Source organism: Vitreimonas sp., assembly GCF_036392335.1.
Taxonomy (GTDB): Bacteria; Pseudomonadota; Alphaproteobacteria; order Caulobacterales; family Aquidulcibacteraceae; genus Vitreimonas.
In genome coordinates this window covers 24,560-46,218 of the sequence record NZ_DASVYD010000069.1, presented here as the reverse complement: position 1 = coordinate 46,218, position 21,659 = coordinate 24,560, and the positions used below count along the sequence as shown (strand labels likewise).

20 protein-coding genes are annotated in these 21,659 nt (G+C 62.9%); 8 read left to right on the top strand and 12 right to left on the bottom strand.

Annotated elements, in window-relative coordinates; all coding sequences use genetic code 11:
* The first annotated feature begins 9 nt into the window (after positions 1 to 9).
* Genes VF769_RS16345 through VF769_RS16335 form a run of 3 tightly spaced genes read left to right on the top strand, consistent with a single transcriptional unit; the run spans position 10 to position 3,123 of the window.
* On the top strand, positions 10 to 657 hold the full coding sequence (locus VF769_RS16345; RefSeq protein WP_331009498.1) for a glutathione peroxidase: 648 nt from the start codon (positions 10 to 12) through the stop codon (positions 655 to 657).
* A 60-nt stretch (positions 658 to 717) separates the two neighbouring features.
* A complete protein-coding gene (locus VF769_RS16340; protein WP_331009497.1) occupies positions 718 to 1,914 on the top strand; it encodes an acetyl-CoA C-acetyltransferase in 1,197 nt (398 codons plus the stop codon).
* A complete protein-coding gene (locus VF769_RS16335; protein WP_331009496.1) occupies positions 1,915 to 3,123 on the top strand; it encodes an acetyl-CoA hydrolase/transferase family protein in 1,209 nt (402 codons plus the stop codon).
* Here VF769_RS16335 and VF769_RS16330 read toward each other — a convergent pair.
* The 4 genes from VF769_RS16330 to VF769_RS16315 all read right to left on the bottom strand — a co-directional run bounded on the left by VF769_RS16330 (position 3,120) and on the right by VF769_RS16315 (position 5,390).
* Positions 3,120 to 3,497, bottom strand: a complete 378-nt coding sequence (locus tag VF769_RS16330) for a hypothetical protein (protein ID WP_331009495.1) — start codon at positions 3,495 to 3,497, stop codon at positions 3,120 to 3,122. The genes VF769_RS16335 and VF769_RS16330 overlap by 4 nt on opposite strands.
* A gap of 19 nt (positions 3,498 to 3,516) precedes the next feature.
* Positions 3,517 to 4,365 (bottom strand): acyl-CoA thioesterase II, encoded by an 849-nt coding sequence (locus tag VF769_RS16325; protein WP_331009494.1) that lies wholly within the window; start codon positions 4,363 to 4,365, stop codon positions 3,517 to 3,519.
* A gap of 83 nt (positions 4,366 to 4,448) precedes the next feature.
* A complete protein-coding gene (locus tag VF769_RS16320; RefSeq protein WP_331009493.1) occupies positions 4,449 to 4,871 on the bottom strand; it encodes a PaaI family thioesterase in 423 nt (140 codons plus the stop codon).
* Positions 4,872 to 4,916: 45 nt separating this feature from the next.
* Entirely contained in the window at positions 4,917 to 5,390 is a 474-nt protein-coding gene (locus VF769_RS16315) for a thermonuclease family protein (RefSeq protein WP_331009492.1), read from the bottom strand.
* A 126-nt stretch (positions 5,391 to 5,516) separates the two neighbouring features.
* Between VF769_RS16315 and VF769_RS16310 the strand changes: the two genes are divergently transcribed.
* A complete protein-coding gene (locus VF769_RS16310) occupies positions 5,517 to 5,825 on the top strand; it encodes a hypothetical protein (protein WP_331009491.1) in 309 nt (102 codons plus the stop codon).
* Here VF769_RS16310 and VF769_RS16305 read toward each other — a convergent pair.
* Positions 5,822 to 7,978, bottom strand: a complete 2,157-nt coding sequence (locus VF769_RS16305) for a hypothetical protein (RefSeq protein WP_331009490.1) — start codon at positions 7,976 to 7,978, stop codon at positions 5,822 to 5,824. The genes VF769_RS16310 and VF769_RS16305 overlap by 4 nt on opposite strands.
* A 330-nt stretch (positions 7,979 to 8,308) precedes the next feature.
* Between VF769_RS16305 and VF769_RS16300 the strand changes: the two genes are divergently transcribed.
* Genes VF769_RS16300 through VF769_RS16290 form a run of 3 tightly spaced genes read left to right on the top strand, consistent with a single transcriptional unit; the run spans position 8,309 to position 13,114 of the window.
* Positions 8,309 to 10,249, top strand: a complete 1,941-nt coding sequence (locus VF769_RS16300; protein WP_331009489.1) for a PrkA family serine protein kinase — start codon at positions 8,309 to 8,311, stop codon at positions 10,247 to 10,249.
* A gap of 13 nt (positions 10,250 to 10,262) precedes the next feature.
* On the top strand, positions 10,263 to 11,570 hold the full coding sequence (locus tag VF769_RS16295) for a YeaH/YhbH family protein (protein ID WP_331009488.1): 1,308 nt from the start codon (positions 10,263 to 10,265) through the stop codon (positions 11,568 to 11,570).
* Positions 11,570 to 13,114, top strand: a complete 1,545-nt coding sequence (locus VF769_RS16290; protein WP_331009487.1) for a SpoVR family protein — start codon at positions 11,570 to 11,572, stop codon at positions 13,112 to 13,114. The genes VF769_RS16295 and VF769_RS16290 overlap by 1 nt, the downstream gene beginning before the upstream one ends.
* Here the strand turns inward: VF769_RS16290 and VF769_RS16285 are convergent.
* The gene (locus VF769_RS16285) at positions 13,111 to 13,569 is read right to left on the bottom strand and encodes a hypothetical protein (protein WP_331009486.1); all 459 of its coding nucleotides are present in this window, start codon (positions 13,567 to 13,569) and stop codon (positions 13,111 to 13,113) included. The genes VF769_RS16290 and VF769_RS16285 overlap by 4 nt on opposite strands.
* A gap of 72 nt (positions 13,570 to 13,641) precedes the next feature.
* On the bottom strand, positions 13,642 to 14,931 hold the full coding sequence (locus VF769_RS16280; RefSeq protein WP_331009485.1) for a DEAD/DEAH box helicase: 1,290 nt from the start codon (positions 14,929 to 14,931) through the stop codon (positions 13,642 to 13,644).
* Positions 14,932 to 14,992: 61 nt separating this feature from the next.
* Here VF769_RS16280 and VF769_RS16275 point away from each other — a divergent pair, with 61 nt between their 5' ends.
* A complete protein-coding gene (locus VF769_RS16275) occupies positions 14,993 to 15,343 on the top strand; it encodes a c-type cytochrome (RefSeq protein ID WP_331009484.1) in 351 nt (116 codons plus the stop codon).
* Between the two features lie 54 nt (positions 15,344 to 15,397).
* Here VF769_RS16275 and katG read toward each other — a convergent pair whose 3' ends face one another.
* The 5 genes from katG to VF769_RS16250 form a co-directional block, all read right to left on the bottom strand.
* Entirely contained in the window at positions 15,398 to 17,596 is a 2,199-nt protein-coding gene (gene katG, locus VF769_RS16270) for a catalase/peroxidase HPI (protein ID WP_331009483.1), read from the bottom strand.
* Between the two features lie 97 nt (positions 17,597 to 17,693).
* Complete coding sequence (locus tag VF769_RS16265) at positions 17,694 to 18,194, bottom strand: hypothetical protein (protein ID WP_331009482.1); 501 nt, start codon at positions 18,192 to 18,194, stop codon at positions 17,694 to 17,696.
* Between the two features lie 9 nt (positions 18,195 to 18,203).
* Positions 18,204 to 19,484: a cystathionine gamma-synthase family protein gene (locus VF769_RS16260; RefSeq protein WP_331009481.1), complete on the bottom strand. Its 1,281-nt coding sequence runs from the start codon at positions 19,482 to 19,484 to the stop codon at positions 18,204 to 18,206.
* A 101-nt stretch (positions 19,485 to 19,585) separates the two neighbouring features.
* The gene (locus tag VF769_RS16255) at positions 19,586 to 20,134 is read right to left on the bottom strand and encodes a hypothetical protein (protein ID WP_331009480.1); all 549 of its coding nucleotides are present in this window, start codon (positions 20,132 to 20,134) and stop codon (positions 19,586 to 19,588) included.
* Positions 20,135 to 20,214: 80 nt separating this feature from the next.
* Positions 20,215 to 21,651 carry an aldehyde dehydrogenase family protein gene (locus tag VF769_RS16250; protein ID WP_331009479.1) on the bottom strand — a complete coding sequence of 479 codons (1,437 nt, stop codon included), beginning with the start codon at positions 21,649 to 21,651 and terminating at the stop codon, positions 20,215 to 20,217.
* Between the last annotated feature and the right edge of the window lie 8 nt (positions 21,652 to 21,659).

Sequence of the window (21,659 nt, the reverse complement as noted above, 5' to 3'; positions counted from 1 at the left end):
GGAGGCCTTATGCGCGCGCGAGACCTGATCGTTGTTCTTGTTTTGGCTGTGGCGGCATGCAGCCGCGCGCCGGAGCCGCCTACGGCTGAAATTGCGGCGGAACGCACCGAAGCGGTCAACGCCGCCGTCGCTGCACAGCGCGCCCAATTCGCCGCTGCGCCAGCGCCGACGACCGACGACACGGCCTACCAGTTCGTGTTCGATGGTCTTGTTGCGGAACGCGTTCCAATGACCGCGTTTCAAGGCGACGTCGTGCTGGTCGTGAACACGGCGTCGCGCTGCGGGTTCACGCCGCAATATGCCGGGCTTCAAGATATCTACACCGAGTATCATGAGCGCGGCTTCGAGGTGCTGGGCGTGCCCGCGAACAATTTCGCCGGGCAGGAGCCGGGATCGGCGCAAGAGATCCAGGAATTCTGCGCACTGAACTTCGGGGTGACCTTCCCGATGGCCGCCAAGACCGATGTGGTTGGTGACAACGCGCATCCGTTCTATCGCTGGGCGCGCGCGGAGTTTGGCGAAGCCGCGGTGCCGCAATGGAATTTCCATAAGCTCCTGATCAACCGCGAGGGCCGCATCGTCGCCGCGTTTCCGTCGAACGTGACGCCCACCTCGGCTGAGATTCGCGCCGCCATCGAGGCTGCGCTGGCGACGTAGCGGCGCCATTGCCGATCAGCGGAGCGGCGACTAAGCCTGTGGCGAACAGTGAGGAACGCCATGCGCAGAGCCGCGATCGTCAGTCCCCTTCGCACCCCCGTCGGCAAATTCCAGGGCGCGCTGGCCTCCATGCCCGCCGGAGAACTCGGCGCGGTGATTTTGCGGGCGCTAATTGAGCGCACCAAGCTCGATCCCGAACGTGTCGACGATGTGATTTTCGCCCAAGGCTACGGCAATGGCGAAGCGCCGTGCATCGCGCGCTGGTCGCTGCTCGCCGCCGATTTTCCGATAAGCGTGCCCGGGTATCAGCTCGATCGGCGTTGCGGTTCTGGTCTGCAAGCGGTGATCGACGCCGCGATGATGGTGCAAACCGGCGTCGCCGACGTCGTCATCGCCGGCGGCGTCGAGAGCATGAGCAATGTTGAGTATTACTCCACCGATCTGCGCAAAGGCGCGCGCGCCGGCGAATCCGTGATGTATGACCGCCTGTCGCGCGGCCGCGTCATGTCGCAGCCGATCTCGCGCTTTGGCGTCATCAGTGGGATGATCGAAACGGCGGAAAATCTCGCTAAGGACTACAACATCACGCGCGAGCAGGCCGACGAATACGCGGTGATGAGCCATAAGCGTGCGACCACCGCTTGGGCGGAGAACAAGTTCGCCGACGAACTTGTGCCCGTGCCCGTGCCGCAGAAGAAGGGCGAACCTGCTCTTTTCAGCAAGGACGAAGGCTTTCGCCCCGATGCGTCGATGGAGACGCTCGGCGCGCTTCGGCCCATCGAGAAGGGCGGCGTCGTCACCGCGGGGAATGCGAGCCAACAAAACGACGCGGCCGCCGCATGTCTGGTCGTCGCCGAAGACAAGCTTGCCGAATTGAAGCTCGAACCGCTCGCGTGGTTCCATTCCTGGGCGGCCGCGGGGTGCGAGCCGTCGCGCATGGGCATCGGTCCAGTGCCGGCGGTGGAGCGGCTGTTCAAGCGCAACGGTCTCGGTTGGAAAGATATCGATCTGGTCGAACTCAACGAAGCGTTCGCGCCGCAGGTGCTGGCGGTGCTGAAGGGCTGGAATTGGGACGATCGCGACAAGCTCAACGTCAACGGCTCCGGCATTTCGCTCGGCCATCCGATCGGCGCCACCGGCGGACGCATCCTCGCCAATCTCGTGCGCGAACTGCATCGTCGCCAGGGCCGCTACGGTCTGGAGACGATGTGCATCGGCGGCGGCCAAGGTCTCGCCGCCGTGTTTGAGCGCGCCTAAGTGCCGCGCGCGATCGGCGCGGAGAGCGTGCTGGACGCGTTGCCGCGCGGCGCACGCGTGTTGGTGCAGGGCGGAGCAGGCGAGTCGCGCCTAATCGCGCATGCGATCGAAGCGGGCCTATCCGCACGGCGCGATCTTAGCTTCGTTGGCGTCATGCTGCCCGGCGTGAACTGCAACGCTTATGGCGGGGCGTTCACAACCTTCTTTCTGACGCCGGAGCTCAAGGCCGCTGGCGCGCATTTTCTGCCCTTAGGCTACAATGACATCCTCTCGTATCTCGCGGCGCTTCCTATCGACGCTGCGCTCTTCACGGCGTCGCTGCCGAACGCGGACGGATATTGCGGCTTCGGCGTCGCGGTCGACTTTCTTGCCGACCTTTGGCCGCGGATACCGCTCCGTATCGCGCACATCAATCCGTCGATGCCGCACACACGCGGCCATATCGGCATGCCATTCGATCAGCTCACACATACAATCGAGGCCGACGCGCCGCTGATTGAATTGCGCGACCCGCCAGACGACGAGACTGCGCGCGCGATTGGCGCCCATGTCGCGGAACTCGTTGTGGACGGCGCCAGGATCCAGACAGGAATCGGCAAGGCCCCAAGTGCGTGCATGCGCGCGCTGACACGCAAGCGAGGATTGCGCCTCCATACCGGGTTCGTTGGCGAGTGGGCGGTCGATCTCATCGATGCCGGCGCACTCGCAGCCGACGCCGCCATCACGGCCGGGCTCGCCCTGGGGACGTCGCGTCTCTACAGCGCCGTGCGCTCAGAGCGCTTTGCTTTCCAGCCCGTGTCCTACACGCACGCGCCGAGCGTGCTCGCCGGGCAGGAAAAGCTCGTCACCATCAATGCGGCGCTTGAGGTCGATCTATTCGGCCAAGTCTACGCCGAGCGCGCACCTGGTGGCTTTGTCTCGGGTCCCGGCGGATCGCTCGATTTCGCCCGCGGCGCTCGGCTCGCCGGCGGCACGCGGATCATCGTCTTACCCTCTACGGCGCGAGGCGTAAGTCGCCTCGTTGCACCGTGCGCAGGGCGGGGGCCAGTGTCGCTTAGCCGGTTCGACGTGGATATCGTGGTCACCGAATACGGTGCGGCGGATATTCGCGCCTGTACCCATGACGCGCGCGCGGAACGGCTGATCGGTATTGCCGCGCCCGCACACCGCGACGCGCTGTGGGGCGCATGGCGCGCGGCGACGGCCTAAACGACCTGCTGCGCTTCCATCAGCTTTGCCTCGAGGTCCGGCAATGGCGCCTTCAGCAAAATGAGGCGGCTTAATTGATGCAATTGATCGGCCGCTCTTGGATTGCCAAGGCGGTTCGCTTCGAGAATGGCGAGGCTGATCATTTGTTGCGCCCGCTGGCGTTTCGCTGGATCGTTAAGATCGGTCAGCATGATCCGAAGGCGCCGCAATACGGCGCCCAGCGGCGGCGGCTCGCCGGCATCGTTAAGCCGGCGCCGATCGCCCCAGCGCTTACCCCCGTCGCGCTGACGGCGGTCAGGTCCGAAATAGACCTCGTTATCGACCCATTTCTTGATCACGTAGCGGAGTTTACGCTTGGGTTGGCTAACGTCCAATTAGCGTCCCTGCATAGCGCTATTCTCTGCGGCGGATCAGGCCTTCCTGTGCGGCCGACGCCACCAGCACGCCGTCTTCACGATAGATGGCGCCGCGATTGAAACCGCGCGCACCAGAGGCGGAAGGGCTATCTTGAACATAAAGATGCCAGCGCGAGAAATTCGTGGGGCGATGGAACCAGAGGATGTGGTCGAGGCTGGCCGTTTGCACGCCCGACATCCACGACGCGCCGTGCGGCCGCATCGCCGTGCCCAGCAACGAATAGTCGGAAGCATAGGCGAGCAGCACCTGGTTGATGGCGACATCGTCGCCCAGGTCGCGCGTCGCCCGGAACCATACTTGGTGACTAGAGCCGGTGGGCTCGGGCTTGAGCAGATTGACGGGTGACACAGGCCGGAGCTCGATCGGCCGGTCGCGCACCCAATGCTTCAATTGCTCGGGCTGATCCTTGAACATTTCGCGCCAGCGCTCGTTCTCGTCCGGCACCTCGTTCGGCAATGGCGCCGGCGGCATTTCGTCAGCGTGGTCGTAGCCGTCCTCCGGGACTTGAAAAGAGCAGGCGAGGTTGAAGATCTGCTCGCCTTTTTGAATCGCAATCACCCGTCGCGTCGCGAAGCTCTTTCCGTCCCGCGATCGTTCCACCTGATAGAGGACCGGTTGCTTCGGATCGCCCGGGCGAATGAAATAACTCTGTAGCGAGTGGCAGATGCGGCCTTCGACGGTCTTGTAGGCTGCTGTGAGCGCCTGGGCCACGACCTGTCCGCCAAAGATGCGAATCCGATCCGCCGCCGGCGAACGACCGCGAAACAGGTTCACCTCGATCGGTTCGATGGTGAGAATGTCGACTAGTTCGTCCATAGCGGACATGGCGGAAGGCCTAATCATAGTGGGAGGAGGCGGCTTCGTATGGCGGTCCCGCCAGCGGCGCAAGCTTGTGCGCTGAATAAGCGTCAGACGCGGGCGATGGTGGCCAAAGCCGTGGCGACAAGCTTTGTTTCGTCGGCTGTTTCCACGAACACATCGGCCTGAACCGTCACCTGACGCTGGCCCGTGCGAATGACGCGTCCCTTCGCCCGCAGCCGGTCGCCGACCGCCGGGCCCAAAAAGTGCAGCGTATAGCTGGAGGTAACAACGTCCCCGGCGACTGACGCGGCCGCCCACGCGCACGCATTGTCCGCCAAGGCGCCGATCACGCCGCCGTGTGCGAAGCCGTGATGCTGGGTGAGCTCCGGCCGGAGTTCGAGTAGGATTTCGGACTCGCCTTGCCAGCATCTGATGGGCTGCGCGGCGAGCAGAGTGGTGAAGCCCGACTTCTGCACGCTTTGCTTCAGGCGAGCGAGCATGGCTTCTGGTGTGGTGGGCGTGTCTGACATCTTGGGGATTGTAGAAGCGCGAACCGGCGTCGCTCAATTATGCCCCTAGGGCAGCAACTGGCCGTACGCATCGCACCAGGGGTAGCGCCGACCGCGCCAAGGCCGTGCGAGTTCTTCTTCCATCAGCGTTTCGCCCAAGTCGCGGCCGTCGACCAGCACATAAGCGATGGTGCGCCCATAATAGTCGCTGCGCCCGGTGGGGCGCGCTTCGAAACTCTGCGCCGCGGCGATCAGATCGCGCACCGCTTGGGTGGCGGCTTCGCCTTGCGCGCGCTCCGCGGGACAGCTGGCGCGGTTGCCCGTCTCGGGCGTGTCGATATTCACGAGCCGATAGGTGATATCCGCGCTCATGTCTTCGAGCGTGTCGCCATCGATGACGCGAATATAGCCCGAGGGCGGTCCGCTACGTTGTTCTCCGCTTGCGGACATCATCGGCATGAACGCCAAGGTCCCCGCAGCGCCTAGGGCGAACAGGGTTACGTACGCCGCACCAAGAAGTATGCGATTGCGTCGCGCCATGGGCGCTCAAAAAACGCAACCTCCGTTAGAGAAGCGTAAAGGCGCGCAGAAAAACTCCGTTTTGTTTGGAAATGCGCAGCGAAATTAAATGCTTCCCAACCATGCCTGTGACGTAATCTCGCATACATGCGTGAACTTGCGCTCCCCCCGATCACGCCGCAGGAGCTTGCGGCGACAGGCGAAGCCCTCTTCGGTCGCGCTTGGCGGCAGACGCTGCCCAGTATCCTAAACGCGACGGAAACCGAATTGGCGATGGTCGAAGCGGGCAAGATGCCAGCGCCACCGGCGTGGCGTGGGGTTTTGGTCTCGCTGGCGCAGGAGGCTGCTTATCGCGCGCTTGAAGCGGCGAGCACGCTGCTGTCGTATCAGGCCTCCGACGTCGAGTATGATGTCGATCACTATGTCGGCCCGAACTATTCGGCGGCGTTTTCTTAAGCGCTCTTGGCGTCGCCTTCGGACTGGTGAAAACGCCGCTCGATAATCGAGACTGTGTCGGCGACTTGCTCTAGCGCGCGTACGCTGCGCTGCTCAACGCCGTGGATACGCTCCTCCATCCGCTGACGCAGCGCTTCGAACGCGCTGGCAAGGTCGTAGTCTTCCGATCCCGAACCTTCTAGTGCTGCAAAGCGACGTTCGTTGGCGCTGACGAAGGTCGAAATGCTCTCGCGCAGCGTCTCGAACGTGTCGGCCTGGCGCGACTCCATTTCGGCGATGCGGGATTGCAGCTCGGCGATGATATGATTTTCCGCCAAGCCCTCGGAGAGACCGCTTTCCAGTTTCTCCAGCCGTTCGCTTGCGTCGGCGACCGCGTCGGCGTTCTGCGAGGCGAGGCGACCAATGGAGCGCGTCACGCCAGCGATGCGATCAATCGTTTCCGCGCTTGCGCCCTCGAGTGCGGCGACGCGCGCGAGCATGTCCGCGTGCGCGGCGGCCAAGGCGTCGTGCGTGGCGGTGTTCAGCGTCGTCGCTTCCAAGCGCGTCAGGCGCTCGGTGAATTCGGCGTCGAGCGGCCGTTCGGAATTTTCGATCGCGGCCAGCCGTTCGCGGATGGGAGCCACGGCGCTCTCGGCCGCGGCCTTGTAGTCGATCTGCTCCAGCGCCTGCAGCCGCGCCAGCGCTTCGGCGTGGCGGCGGCGCAGCTCGGCTAAGTCGTCGTCAACGGTCGCGCGCAGCACCTTCGCCGCGGCCTCGGCCTCAATCAAGCGGGCGTCCAGCGCCGCGTCACATTCGCGGACATCTTGGACCACTTTTTCGAGCGCCGCGATCGTGCAGGCTTCGACCCGATGAGTCTCGGCGGCGAGCCGGCGCTGGTCCTCGGCCGCGAGTTCCTCGTTTTGCACAATGCGTGCGGCCAACGCGTCGATGCGCTGGCGCATCGCGTATTCGTTTTGCGCCGTGCGCGTTTCCAGTTTTTCGCGCAGTTCGGCAAGCGCGGCGCCTACGTCGGCATGCCAACCTTCGGCGGCGGCCGTCGCCTCTTTGCGTGCGCGCTCCACCTCGGCGAGCAGGTCGGCGTCGGCTTGGCGCAGGCTTTCAGTCGCGGCGTCCAGGGCGGCCTGCGTGGTCTCGGCCACATCGTCAAGGCGCGTGCGCAGGTCCTCGTCGAGCCGGGCGACCGTGCGTTCGGCGCCGGCGACCTTCTCGGCGAGCGCGCTGGTCCGTTCCGCGGCGTCGCTGAACGCCGCTTGCATGCGGGCGCGGGTTTCATTGGTGCTGCGCGCAATGCTGTTTTCCAGATTGCTGCGCATATCTTCAACGTCGCGCACGAGATGCGCCAGCGCCTCGTCGCTCTGCTGCGCGGCGAGGGCGGCGGTATGACGGATGTCGGCCAAGCCCGCTTCAAGCCGCTCGTCAGTGCCCTCGGCGAATTCCTGGAAGTCCGACGCGACAGCGCGCTTCAGCTCTTCATGGGCGTCGCTCAAATCGGCCGCGGTTAACGCCGCGCCGTGCGCCAAACGCTCAATACCGTCGACGCGCCGGCCAAGCTCCTCGCTCCAGGCGTCGAGATCGGCGCGCACCTGCGCCTGTCCATCGCCGAGTTCGGCGGCATTGTGTGCGGCGCTGTGTGCGACGCGCTCGACGCTGTCGAGGCGCCGCCCCAGATCGCCGCCCCAGAGCCCAAACTCGGCGCGCATCTGATCTTGCGTGGTGCGCAGTTCGCCCAGCGCCAGTTCCGCATCACCGACGCGCTTGCGCACGAGGCCGAAATTGCCGGCGCTCTCTTGCGTCGCGCGCGCCACGCCATCGGCGGCGTCGGTCGCGAGCATCTCCACCTGATCAAGCCGACGGGCCAGATCAAACACCGTGGAATCAATACCCTGAACCGTGGTGTCGAGCGTGCTGACGGAAAGGCCCAGACGACGCTCAAGCGCCTCAATACGGACGCGAAGCGCCAAATGGTCTTTTTGCGGTGCGGCAGACGCTGTCGGCTCCGGTAGCGGGCGACGCGATGGGGCCGCTGGCGGCGGCGCGGTCATCGCCTGCGCGAGATAGTCGCCTAGGCTCATACCCAGGCGCGCGGCTTCGGCTTCCGCGCGTCTGCGGGTGTCGGGATCAATGCCCGTCAGAACCCAGGAATGTTCGCTCATGATCGAACAGGCATGCCGCGAACGTGCTTAAGGCTGCGTAAAATTGGAGCTTTTGCCGCGTGATCGCGCGCCGCTCACGAATTGTGACAATGGCCGCCGCGGCGAAACGGCATAGATCGTAAATGAGATGATAAAAATCGGCTGTCGCAGGCTGCCAAGTGCGCGATTCATGTCATGCTTCGTGCTTGCGAATGAGGCGGTGCGGCCGGTTTTGCCCGCAAGCTCACCTTCAAGCCGCCAGATTCATGTTGTCATTTTGTTAAGCATCGGCAGGCCGGGGCACTTATGTAGGATGGGTAGCTGAGGCCGAGGGCGCGATACGGAGGCACGATGTCTGAAGATATCTTTCGCAACTATGCCCGCTCTTTCGAGCAGCGGCGCGAAGCGGAAATGTCGCTGCAGGACTTTCTAAGCCTCTGCCGAACCGAGCCTATGGCGTACGCGAGCGCGCACGAGCGGCTGCTTGCGGCGATCGGCGAACCCAAGATGGTCGACACATCCAAGGACGCCCGTCTCGGCCGGATCTTCATGAACCGCACGGTCCGGTTTTATCCGGCCTTTGCTGAATTCTACGGCATGGAAGAGACGATCGAGCGCATCGTCGCCTTCTTCCGCCACGCCGCGCAGGGTTTGGAAGAGCGCAAACAGATCATCTATCTGCTCGGCCCGGTCGGCGGCGGTAAGTCCTCGCTCGCGGAACGCCTGAAGGCGCTGATGGAAGATCAGCCGATCTATGTTCTGAAGGCCGGGGACCAGATGAGTCCGGTGTTTGAGCACCCGCTCGGTCTGTTCGATCCTGAAGTGTGGGGCGCCAAGCTCGAAGAAGATTACGGCATCCCAATGCGCCGTTTGACCGGCCTGATGAGTCCGTGGTGCTTGAAGCGCCTGGACGAATTTGGCGGCGACATCACCAAATTCCGCGTGGCCAAAGTCACGCCGTCGCGCCTGCGCCAGATCGCAATCGCCAAGACCGAGCCGGGCGACGACAACAACCAGGACGTCAGCTCGCTGGTCGGCAAGGTCGACATTCGCAAACTCGAAATGCACGCGCAGAACGACCCGGACGCGTATTCCTACTCAGGCGGTTTGAACCGCGCCAACCAGGGCATGCTCGAATTCGTCGAGATGTTCAAAGCGCCGATCAAAATGCTGCATCCGTTGCTGACGGCGACGCAGGAAGGCAATTACGTGGGCACCGAGAATATCGGCGCGATCCCGTTCCAGGGCATCATCATGGCCCACTCGAACGAGGCCGAATGGCAATCGTTCAAGAACAACAAGAACAACGAGGCCTTCATCGACCGCATCTACGTGATCAAAGTGCCGTATTGCCTGCGCGTGGACGAAGAGAAGAAGATTTACGAGAAGCTGGTGCGCACCTCCGAATTGGCCGAGGCGCCCTGCGCGCCGGCGACTTTGGAAATGCTGGCGCGGTTTTCGGTGCTTTCGCGGCTCAAGGAGCACGAGAATTCGAACCTGTTCGCCAAGATGCGCGTTTACAATGGCGAGAGCTTGAAGGAGGTCGATCCGAAAGCGCGCACGCTCCAGGAATACAAGGACGCGGCTGGCGTCGATGAAGGCATGGACGGCATCTCGACGCGCTTCGCCTTCAAGGTGCTCGCCGCCACCTTTAATCACGACACGCAAGAAGTCGCCGCCGACCCCGTGCACCTCATGTATGTGCTGGAGCAGGCGATCCGCCGGGAGCAATTCCCGCAAGAGCAAGAAGGCAAGCTGCTCGAATTCATCAAGGCCGATTTGGCGCCGCGCTATGCCGAATTCATCGGCAATGAAATCCAGAAGGCCTATCTGGAAAGTTACCACGATTACGGTCAGAACTTGTTCGACCGCTACGTGGACTATGCGGACGCCTGGATCGAAGATATCGATTTCAAGGACGCCGACACCGGCCAATTGCTGAATCGCGAACTGTTGAACCAAGAGCTGTCGAAGATCGAAAAGCCGGCTGGCATCGCCAATCCGAAGGATTTCCGCAACGAAGTCGTCAAATTCACGCTGCGCGCGCGCGCCAGCCACGGCGGCAAAAATCCGTCATGGACGTCTTACGAGAAAATTCGCGAAGTCATCGAACGGCGCATGTTTAGCCAAGTCGAGGATTTGCTGCCGGTGATCTCGTTTGGTTCCAAGAAGGACAGCGACAGCGAGAAGAAGCACGAGGAATTCGTGCTGCGCATGACGGAGCGTGGATATACCGAGCGACAAGTGCGTCGTCTCGTGGAATGGTACATGCGGGTGAAACAAGCCGGCTAGATCGGGCGCGCTCATGCACATCATCGATCGCCGACTGAATCCGGGCGGCAAGTCCTTCGCCAACAGGCAGCGCTTCCTGCGCCGCGCCCGCGCGCAAGTGCGACGCGCGGTGCGGGAGAGTTCGAGTCAGCGTTCGATCAAGGACGCCGGCAAGGGCGGCGAAGTCTCCATTCCCGCGGGCGGCGTGCACGAGCCGACTCTGCGGCGCTCATCGCAGGGCGGCACGCGCGATTACGTGCTGCCCGGCAACAAGAAATACGTTGAAGGCGACACCATCGCGCGCCCTGACGGTGGCGCTGGCGGCAAACCGCAAGCCAGCGACAGCGGCGAGGGTGAAGACGAATTCCGCTTCGCGTTGTCCGACGAAGAATATCTTGATCTCTATCTCGAAGACTTGGAGCTTCCGGACTTGGCCAAGCGTCAGATCGCGGGCGCGACGTCGGTGCAATGGCGCCAAGCCGGCTATTCCACCTCCGGCCCGCCGTCGCGCATCTCGGTGCCGCGCACGTTGCGTCACTCCATGTCGCGTCGCATCGCGCTGAAACGGCCGAAGGCGGAAGAGATTGTCGCGCTGCGCGAGGAGATCGAACGACTGGAGCGCGAAGGCGGCCATTTCGATGAATTGGTCGCGCTGCGCGCCGAGCTGGAGCAACGCCTCGCCCGCACCAAGCGCATCCCGTACATCGATCCCGTCGACGTGCGCTATCGGCGCCTGGAGTCCAATCCCAAGCCGATCGCCAAAGCGGTGATGTTCTGCCTGATGGACGTCTCCGGCTCGATGAACGAGCACATGAAGGATTTGGCCAAGCGCTTCTATTCGCTGCTCTATCTCTTCCTGAATCGGCGCTACGAGCACGTCGACGTCGTCTTCATCCGTCACACGCACGAAGCGTCCGAGGTCGATGAACAGACTTTCTTCTATTCGCGCGAGACCGGCGGCACAGTGGTTTCCACCGCGCTTTTCAAGATGCAAGAGATCGTGCGCGACCGCTATCCGGTCGATCAATGGAACATCTACGCCGCGCAAGCCAGCGACGGCGACAACACGTCGAGCGACAATCAAGTGGTGTTGGCGCAGCTCAACGACGTGATCCTGCCGATCTGCCAATATTACGCCTATGTCGAAGTCGGCATGGACGATGAAGACGAGCATCAGCCCGGGATGGGCGAACCCAGCACCAATCTCTGGCGCGCCTATCGGCGCGTGCCGGCCGATGCGCCCTTCGCCATGCGCAAGGTGCGTCACCGCCGCGACATTTACCCGGTGTTCCGTGAATTGTTCTCGCGTCGCCCTGAGGGCGTAAGCGCGGAGGGCGCCTAATGAGCGTGATCGCCGACCCAAAAAGCAAACTGCTCTACCAAGGCCCAGATTGGGATTTTGAGCTGATCAAACGCGTGCACGAAGCATGCGGCGAGATTGGCATCGAGGAAATGGGGCTCGATCCGTATCCGAACCAGATCGAGGTGATCACGACCGAGCAAATGCTTGACGCCTATGCCTCAACCGGTATGCCGCTCTTCTATCGCCATTGGAGCTTCGGCAAGGAGTTCGCGCGCAACGAGGCGCTTTATCGCAAAGGCTATCAGGGCCTCGCCTACGAGATCGTCATCAATTCCAATCCATGCCTCGTCTACATCATGGAGGAAAACTCCGCGACGATGCAGACGCTGGTGATCGCGCACGCTGGTTACGGCCATTCGCACTTCTTCAAGAACAATTACGTCTTCAAGCAATGGACCGACGCCAACGGCATTCTTGATTACCTGGAGTTCGCCCGTGGCTTTATCGCCAAGTGCGAGGATCGCTACGGCCAGGAGGAAGTGGAGAGGGTGCTTGATGCGGCGCACGCCCTGCAGAGCCACGGCGTGCATCGTTTCCCGCGCAAGCGCATGGCGGATCTGCGTTCGGAGGAGCGGCGCGAGGAAGAGCGCCGCAAGCACGGCGAGCAATTGTTCAACGATCTGTGGCGCACCGTGCCGCAAGGCAAACGGAAGCCGAGCAAGGACGAAGACGCCAAGCGCAAGGCGTTGCTCGGCCTGCCGGAAGAGAATCTGCTCTATTTCCTCGAAAAGACCGCGCCGCGGCTTCGCCCATGGCAGCGCGAAATCCTACGTATCGTGCGGTTGATCAATCAGTATTTCTATCCGCAGCGTCAAACCAAGGTGATGAACGAAGGTTGCGCCACCTTCGTGCACCATCGCATCATGAACCGCCTGCACGAGAAGGGGCAGATCGACGACGGCGCCTTCCTCGAATTCATCCACTCGCACACCAGCGTGGTGATGCAGCCCGGCTTCGACGATCGCCGCTATAGCGGCATCAATCCCTATGCGCTTGGCTTCGCCATGTGCTGCGATATCGAGCGCATCTGCACCAAGCCAACCGACGAGGATCGCGAATGGATGCCCGATATCGCCGGCAATGGCGATCCGTACGGCACGTTGCGCGATGTGTGGGCCAATTACCGCGACGAGAGTTTCATTTCGCAATTCCTGTCGCCACGCGTCATGCGTGACTTCGGTCTGTTTCGTATCGTGGATGACGAAACGGAAGACGAAATGGAGGTCGCCGCGATCCATGACGAACGCGGCTACCGCAATATACGCCGCGCGCTCTCAAAGCATTACGACATCGCCTACCGCGATCCGGACATTCAGATCATGGACGTCGATCTCGCCGGCGACCGCAAGCTCATCCTGCAGCATCGCGTCATGGACGGCATCACGTTGGTTGAAGGTGACGCGGAGAAAGTGCTTCAACACGTCGCCGACCTCTGGGGCTACGACGTGAAGCTGATCGAGCAGGATGATAACGGAACGGTGCATGCCGAGCACACAGCCAGTCCGCGACGGATGTTCGCCTAGGGCGTAGCGGCGAGTGCGCTCAGCCGGTCGCGATCGACGTAGGCGCCAAGTTGAATGATGCTGGCGAGCACGTCGGTATTGCCCATGAGGTCAGCCATCGCCTTTTCACCAAGCGTTCCAAAGGCGGCATGAAAGGCAGCGTCATGTCCGGCTGCGCTCACCGCCGCGCGCGTCTCCTGGGCGCAAGCGTTCAGCAGCAAGCGGTTGACGAGCGCGCCCATGCGGCGGTTGGCCTCAAGACCTTCCGTGTCGCTGACGCGGACGGACTGGGGCAGGCTGGGATGCCGTGACATCGCGATGAACAGCCAACGCGCTGTTGTCACGCTGTCTTCTGTCGTCACAGCGCCTGAGACACATGCGTTCAGAGCGGACACCGGGTCTGACGTCGTCTGGGCGTGAGCTGGGCCGAGCCCGAACCCCGCAGCGAACACCGCAGCAATCAATACGTTTTTCATGAGCTTCCCCGAGTAGCCACACCACAATGCAATTTCTGGTGGGGCCTGCAAGAGGGCGCCCATGGAATCTTGCTAAGCCCCAATTCGCGCCAATCCCTCAGCGATCGCCGGATCAACCTGCACGTCGCGCACCGACATCGGCCGCGTCAGCCGCAGCGTCTCCATGCTTCGCGCGCGCGAGAGCGCCACGTACGTCTGCCCCGGCGCAAATGCGCCGCGTCCTAAATCGATCTCGACGCTATCGAGCGTCATGCCTTGCGCTTTGTGAATGGTGAGCGCCCACGCGGGCGCCAAGGGGAATTGCACGTATTTGAATTCCTCCTTGACCTCCATGCGGTTCTCTTTGGCGTTCCAGGTCCAGCGCGCCTGCGGCCAGGTCGCGCGTTCGACCTCAACATCATCGCCGCTATCGAGCGTCACGCTCACGATTGTCTCGTCCAAAGCCGTCACAGTGCCGAGCGAGCCGTTCACCCAGCGCCCCTCAGGATCGTTCTGCGTGAAGATCACACGCGCGCCGCGCTTCAGCACCAATTCCATCGGCGCCGGAAAGCGGTCGCCTTGCGCCTTTGGCGCGTCGCCTTCGAATCCGCCCGAATAGCGCGCCGCGGCGCCCTCAAGGTTAGCCAGGCCGCGCGCATTGTAATTGTCCGCCACCGCGTTGGTTGCACACAGCAACACCGGTCGCTTCGGCAGCGAGCGCTCCAGACACACGGTGTTCAGGATCGTCACCGCTTCTTCGACGCCGCGGCGTTCGCGAATTGATGAGAGCAGCGTGATGAAATCCTGATTGGTCTGGCGGTGCACCTCGGTGAGCTGCACCGCCGCCAGCGGTGCGTCGCGCAACACATGCGCGGAGAACGCGTAAGGGCTTGCATAGCCCGCATCCTCCAAAAGCTGCCCTTCCTCACCGCGCACCACAGGCGGCAATTGATAAAAGTCGCCCACCAACAACATCTGTACGCCGCCAAACGGCCGCGAGGATTTGCGCGCGATCTGCAGATGCGTGTTCATCGCGTCGAGCACGTCGGCGCGCAGCATCGAAACTTCGTCGATGATCAGCCGGCGGATGGCGCGCGCGGTGCGCGCGAAGAACCAATTCGGCTTTTCGGCATTGCCGATCAGCGGCCGTGGCGGAAAGCCGAAAAAGGAATGCACTGTCTGCCCGCCGATATTCATCGCCGCCAAGCCCGTGGGCGCTAGCACCGCCTGGGGATAGCTTGGGTCGGAATCCACCAGCGAGCGGATGAAATGGCTCTTGCCCGTGCCGGCGCGGCCAGTGACCAGTACGACCGGCGTGCGGTCATCCAGGGCGGCCTGGGCTTCCGCCACGGCCAGATCGGGTTTCTTCGCGGGAATCGACATGCGCTTCTTGTATATAGTCGCTCGCCCGCTTGCGCTAAGCTGACGCACAAAGGAGTTCGCGATGCTTCGTTTCGTCTGCGCGGCCGCTGCCGCTTTGGTGTTGAGCGCCTGCGCGGCGCAGCCGGAGGCGACGTCGGCGCCGGCGGAAACGCTGGCCAGCGATGGGCGCGCCATTGCCGAGGCGCAATGTGCGGGTTGCCACGCCATCGGCGAATATGGCGCAAGCCCCGTGCCCGAAGCGCCCGTCTTCCGCACCATCCTCACCCGTTATCGCGCCGACGTGCTTGAGCAGGAGATGATCGAAGGCATTGAGGTCAGCCACCGGATGCCTGACTTCCAGTTCAATCCACAGGGCGCCGATGCGCTCATCGCCTATCTGCGCTCGATCCAGCAAGTTCCGCCGCAGCAGTAAAAAAAAGGGCGGCGCTTGCGGCGCCGCCCCGGAGAGAGTCTGCTTGGGTAGCTGTTAGTGCGCGCCGGTCGATGGCGGCGTGCGCAGGTCGAAGCGGTCGAGCTCCATGACCTTGGCCCACGCTTTGACGAAGTCCTGCACGAACTTTTCCTTCGCGTCGGACGCACCATAAACTTCCGCCAGCGCGCGCAATTGCGAGTGCGAGCCGAAGATGAGATCGGCGCGCGTGCCGGTCCATTTCACTTGGCCGGTCTTGCGGTCACGGGCTTCGAACTCCTCTTGCGAGCCGTTGATGCCTTTCCATTGCACGCTCATGTCGAGCAGGTTGACGAAGAAGTCGTTCGACAACACGCCCGGCTTGCTCGTGAGCACGCCATGCTTGTCGTGGCCGACTAGCAGCACGCGCAGGCCGCCGATCAACGCCGTCAATTCCGGCGCGGAGAGTTCCAGCAATTGCGCGCGGTCGACCAGGTGATCTTCGATCGGCATAATCGGCTTGCGCACGTAATTGCGGAAGCCGTCGGCCTTCGGGTTCAGGAATTCGAAGGAATGGACTTCCGTCTCTTCTTGCGTCGCGTCGGCGCGGCCCGGCGTGAAGGGGACCTTCACATTGTGGCCGCCGTCCTTGGCCGCCTTCTCGATCGCCGCGGCGCCGCCGAGCACGATGAGGTCCGCGAGCGAGACCTTCTTTGCGCCGGCGTTGAACTCCTTCTGGATCGCTTCAAGTTTCGCCAGCACCTTCGAAAGCTGGGCGGGCTTGTTGACCTCCCAATCCTTCATCGGCGCCAGGCGAATGCGCGCGCCATTGGCGCCGCCGCGGCGGTCCGACCCGCGATAGGTCGAGGCCGACGCCCACGCCGTTTCGATCAATTCACGCGTGGATAGGCCCGAAGCCAGCAATTTGGCCTTCAGCGCGTCCACGTCGCCGGCGTCGATCGTGCTTGGCGCGCCCGAGATCGGGTCTTGCCAGATCAACGTCTCCTTCGGGACATACTTGCCGCGATAGAGGCATTTCGGACCCATGTCGCGGTGCGTGAGCTTGAACCACGCGCGCGCGAACGCGTCGGCGAACTCTTGCGGGTTCTGATGGAAGCGGCGCGCGATCTTTTCGTAAGCGGGATCGAAGCGCAGCGCCAAGTCCGCCGTCGTCATCATTGGCGCGTGCTTCTTGTTCGGATCGAACGCGTCCTCGACCGTGCCGTCGCCCGTATTGCCCTTCGGCTTCCATTGGTGTGCGCCGGCAGGGCTCTTGGTGAGCTCCCACTCGTACTTAAACAGCGTGTCGAGATAGCCCATGTCCCACTTGGTGGGGTGCGGCTTCCAAGCGCCTTCGATGCCCGACGTGATGGTGTGGCCGGCCATGCCCGATTCGAACGTCGAGATCCAACCCAAGCCCTGGAGCTCGATGGGCGCCGCCTCGGGCTCTTTGCCGACGTGGCTTTCCGGCCCCGCGCCGTGCGCCTTGCCGAAGGTGTGGCCGCCGGCGACGAGCGCCACGGTCTCTTCGTCATTCATCGCCATGCGGGCGAAGGTTTCGCGGATGTCGCGCGCGGACGCGAGCGGGTCGGGATTGCCGTCCGGCCCCTGTGGGTTCACATAGATGAGGCCCATCTGCACGGCGCCGAGATTGCCGGCGAGTTCGCGGTCGCCGGAATAACGCGTGCCCGGCGCCTTGCTGTCGGCAAGCCAGGCTTCCTCAGCGCCCCAGTTCACATGATTTTCCGGTTCCCAGGTATCGGCGCGGCCGCCGCCGAAGCCGAACACAGGGCCGCCCATCGATTCAATCGCCACGTTGCCGGTGAGGATGAGCAGATCGGCCCACGACAGCTTCGCGCCGTACTTTTGCTTAATCGGCCACAACAAACGACGCGCCTTGTCGAGGTTGCCGTTATCCGGCCAGGAATTCAGCGGGGCGAAGCGTTGCTGGCCGCGGCCGCCGCCGCCGCGACCATCGCCCACGCGATAGGTGCCGGCCGCGTGCCAGGCCATGCGGATGAAGAACGGGCCGTAGTGCCCATAGTCCGCCGGCCACCAATCCTGGCTGTCGGTCATCAGCGCGCGGAGGTCTTTGATCACCGCGTCGAGATCGAGGCTGTCGAATTCTTTCGCGTAGTTGAAGGCCGGCCCCATCGGGTCCGATTCCGGTGAGTTCTGGTGGAGAACGTTCACATTGACTTGGTTGGGCCACCAATCGCGGTTGGTGCGTGCGCGCGTGTGCGGCACGGGGCATTTTGAGTCAGTTCCGTCGGCCATCTCGGGCTCCTCCTAACGATAGGCGAATGGACTAGCGCGTTAGGGGATATCGACCAAATCGATTTTATAAGAGGGAACTATAGAAATTTCCTGTGGATCAGCGGGAGAGCAGCTGAAGCAACAGGCCGTATTCATCCTCCATCAGGCCGTTGCGGCGCGCCCGCGCGACGGTTTCGCGGCCTTCATTGGCGATATGCGGCGCCCAAGCCGCGAGGGCGTCGCACCGGGACGCGTCCGGCCGCGGCCGGCGCTCGACCGCAAGCTCCACCAGGCGGCCAATATATTGGCCGACGCCTTCGCGGATCTCACGTTCGCCGCCGCGGCTCGCGGCCGCATTCATGGCCGCAATCTCCAGCGCGCCGACAACGCCTGCATCCACGGTTTGCCGCATCGGCACGCCGCACGCGAAACTGTCGCCCAACGCCATCGACCAAGCGTCGGTCGTGCGTTCAACCTGAGCCGCGGTCGGCCGCCCGGCGAGCACGGACGCCAACGTCCCGCGGCTCGCCGCATCGGCATAACGCAGCGAGGGCAACGCGTCGGGCAGCGTGGCGCAAGCGGCGAGCGCGAAGAGGGCGAGCAGCGGAACCAAGCGCATAGGCGTCCTTTAAGCTTGATCGAGCGCTTGGCTCAGATCGGCGATCAGATCGTCGGGATCTTCAATGCCGATTGAGATGCGAATGAGGCCAGGCGTGATCGAGTATTTCGCCAGTTCCTCGGCTGGCATGCCCGAATGCGTCATGGCGGCGGGATGCGACGCAAGTGTTTCGGTGCCGCCAAGACTGACCGCGAGCTTGATCACCTGCAGTGCGTCGAGCACCCGGAAGGCCGCTGCTTCACCACCTTTGACTTCGAATGAGAAGGTTGAGCCCGCGCTATTGTTCTGACGCTCATGGATCGGCCGGTCGGGATGATCCTTTGGCAGGAAATCGAGATACCAGACATTGTCGATCTTCGGGTGATCACGCAGGAACTCGGCCACCTTGCGTGCGCCGACCGCGCCCGCTTCCATGCGCAGCTTCAATGTTTCCAGCGAGCGCATCAGCAGCCACGCTGTATGCGAATCCGCCATGGTGCCGAGGGTCGAGCGCATGCGCCGCACCGGCGCCAGCATCGCTTTCGAGCCGGATACGCCGCCGGCGATCAAGTCGCTATGGCCGCCGACATATTTGGTCAGCGACATCACGACGATGTCGGCGCCGTGTAAAAGCGGCGTCGAATAAACCGGTCCCAGCATCGTGTTGTCGACGATCACAGGCGGGCGTTTGCCATCGACGGTGAGGAACTCGGAGACTTTGCGCGCGGCCTGAATATCCACCAGCGCGTTGGTCGGATTAGCCGGCGTCTCGATGAAAATCGCCCCGACACGGCCCTTCTTCTTCGCCTCTTCCGCCGCCTTCATCATTTCTTCCGGACCGTGTTCGGCCTCGAACGCGACTTGGCTGATGCCGAATTCCGGCAGGATCGAGTGGATCAGCGTTTCGGTGCCGCCGTAGATCGGCCGGCTCTGCAGGATCACGTCACCAGGCCGGAGATAGGCGAGCAGTGCGGTCGAGATCGCCGCCATGCCCGAGGCGAACACGAGCGCGGTTTCGGCTTCATCCCACAACGCCAGCCGATCCTCGACCACTTCGAGGTTCGGGTTGTTGAAGCGCGAATAGATCAGACCCGGTTCTTCGTCGGGCCCCAGCTTGCGGCGGCCTTGAATGGTGGCGAAGAAATCCTTGCCGTCCTGCGCCGTTTTGAACACGAAGGTCGAAGTTTGGAATTGCGGCGGCTTCAGCGAGCCTTCCGACAACATCGGATCGTAGCCGTAGCCCATCATCAGGGTTTCGGGCTTCAGCGGACGATTATTGAGCGTACGCTTGCGCCATTTTTTCTCGGCCACGCGGGGGTCTCCTAAAGAGCTAAGTTTGCGCTCTTCTCGGCTGACGTGGCGTGAAATTCAATGGCCGCGCGACGGCGCGCAAGAATTTGCCGGCTTTGCGCTCAGAGCGACCAATCCGCGTCGGCCGGCGCGGGCGTGAGCGCCATTTCCGGCATGGAGAGCCCCACATCCGTCAGCGCGGCGGGCAAGCTCGGCAGCGGCGTCGCGAAATTCTGCGCTGGCAGCGCGCCTTTGCCCGGCTTTGCATTTGCGGCGGAGAATTGGCTCCACGCGATCGTCGGCAGCGGCGCGGCCTGCGCGTTCGGGGCCGGCGCGGCGACCGCACCATTCGCGATCTGATCGGCCAAGCCATCAGCCATCGACGCCAGCATCGCGAATTCCTCGGCGCCGACCATTTGCGGCACGCGGCCGGTGAGGCGCAACTGCATCGGCAATTGGTACGACGCGCCCGACGGTTCGATCACACGCAGCATCACGCCATGCACGGCGTCCGGCTCACGCGCGAGCACATCATCGTTCGCGACAGAGACGATGCCCCATTGGCGATCGACGATGAAGCGTCCGCCTGCGTCATCGACGAGATAAAAGCCCGGCTCCTCGTGCGAGAGAGCGGATTCGGGCGCGTGCGAAGGATCGAGTGGCGGAATCATGGTCCGCGCACTCTGACCCTTCGTAGCTAATACCGCGTGAAAACGGCGTTCTTCTCTTGTTTAGCGTGGTTAAGCGCTCTTTACGCTTGTTCGCCCCAGCCGGCGGCGGCTTTGACTTCGAGGAATTCCTCCAAGCCGAAATGCCCGCCTTCGCGGCCCAAGCCTGATTGCTTGTAGCCGCCGAACGGCGTGCCCATGCCGCCCCAGGCGCCATTGATATGGATGTTGCCGGCGCGGAGCTTGCGCGCGACTTTGCGTGCGCGCTCTTCCGGCCCGGCGACGTAAGCAGCCAAACCATACGGCGTGTCGTTGGCGATCTTGATCGCTTCTTCTTCTGACTCGTACGGAATGATGCAGAGCACCGGTCCGAAGATTTCCTCGCGCGCGATCGTCATGTTGTTGTTGACGTCGGCGAACACGGTCGGGCGCACATAATAGCCGCGATTGAAGCCATCGGGACGGCCGACGCCGCCCGCGGCGACGCGCGCGCCTTCATCGATGCCCTTTTGGATGAGGCCTTGCACTTTCTGGAACTGGTTGGCGTTGGCGAGCGGGCCGATCGCGCCCGGTTCCGCTTGATCGGGCGCCTGCACCTTGACCGAATTCGCGGCGGCGGCGGCAATTGCGACCACTTCCTCATATTTCGATTTCGGCGCCAGCATGCGCGACGGCGCGTTGCAGCTTTGGCCGGTGTTTTGCGCCATGTGCAGCATGCCGCCGGCGACCGCCTTCTTCAGATCGGCGTCGTCCAAGATGATGTTCGGGCTCTTGCCGCCCAATTCGAGCGCGACCTTCTTGATGCCCTTGGCGCAGGCTTCCATCACCGCCGTGCCCGCGCGGGTGGAGCCAGTGAAGCTCATCATGTCGACGTCGGGGTGGGCAGAGAGCGCCGCGCCGACTCCTGGGCCGTCGCCATTGACGAGGTTGAACACGCCCGCCGGGACGCCAGCTTCCTCTAGAATTTCGGCGAACAGCACGGCGTTGAGCGGCGCCAGTTCCGATGGCTTCAGCACCATCGTGCAGCCCGCGGCGAGCGCGGGGCCAACCTTCGCGCAGATTTGGTTTTGCGGCCAATTCCATGGCGTGATCATGCCGACAACGCCGATTGGCTCTTTCAGGATGCGGCGGCCCTTGCCGTAATCATATTCGAACTTGAAATCGTCGAGCTGTTTGCGCGCGTCCATCAGATAGCCAAGCCCGGCCGGCGCCTGGGCCGCATTCGCCAGCGGCAACGGCGCGCCCATTTCCATCGAAATGGTCTCGGCCATTTCCGGCAGACGGCGCTGATAGATGGCGATGATCTTGTCGAGCAGCGCTTTGCGCTCATCGATGCTGGTTTGGGAGAAGGTCTCGAACGCCTTCTTGGCGGCCGCGACAGCCTTGTTCACGTCCTCCGCCGTGCCCAACGAAATACGGCCGCACGGCTCCTCATTTGCCGGATTGATCACGTCATGCGTGCGCGGCTTGGTCGGGGCGACCCATTTGCCGTCGATGTAGAAATTCAGTTTCTCGCGCATGGGAGCCT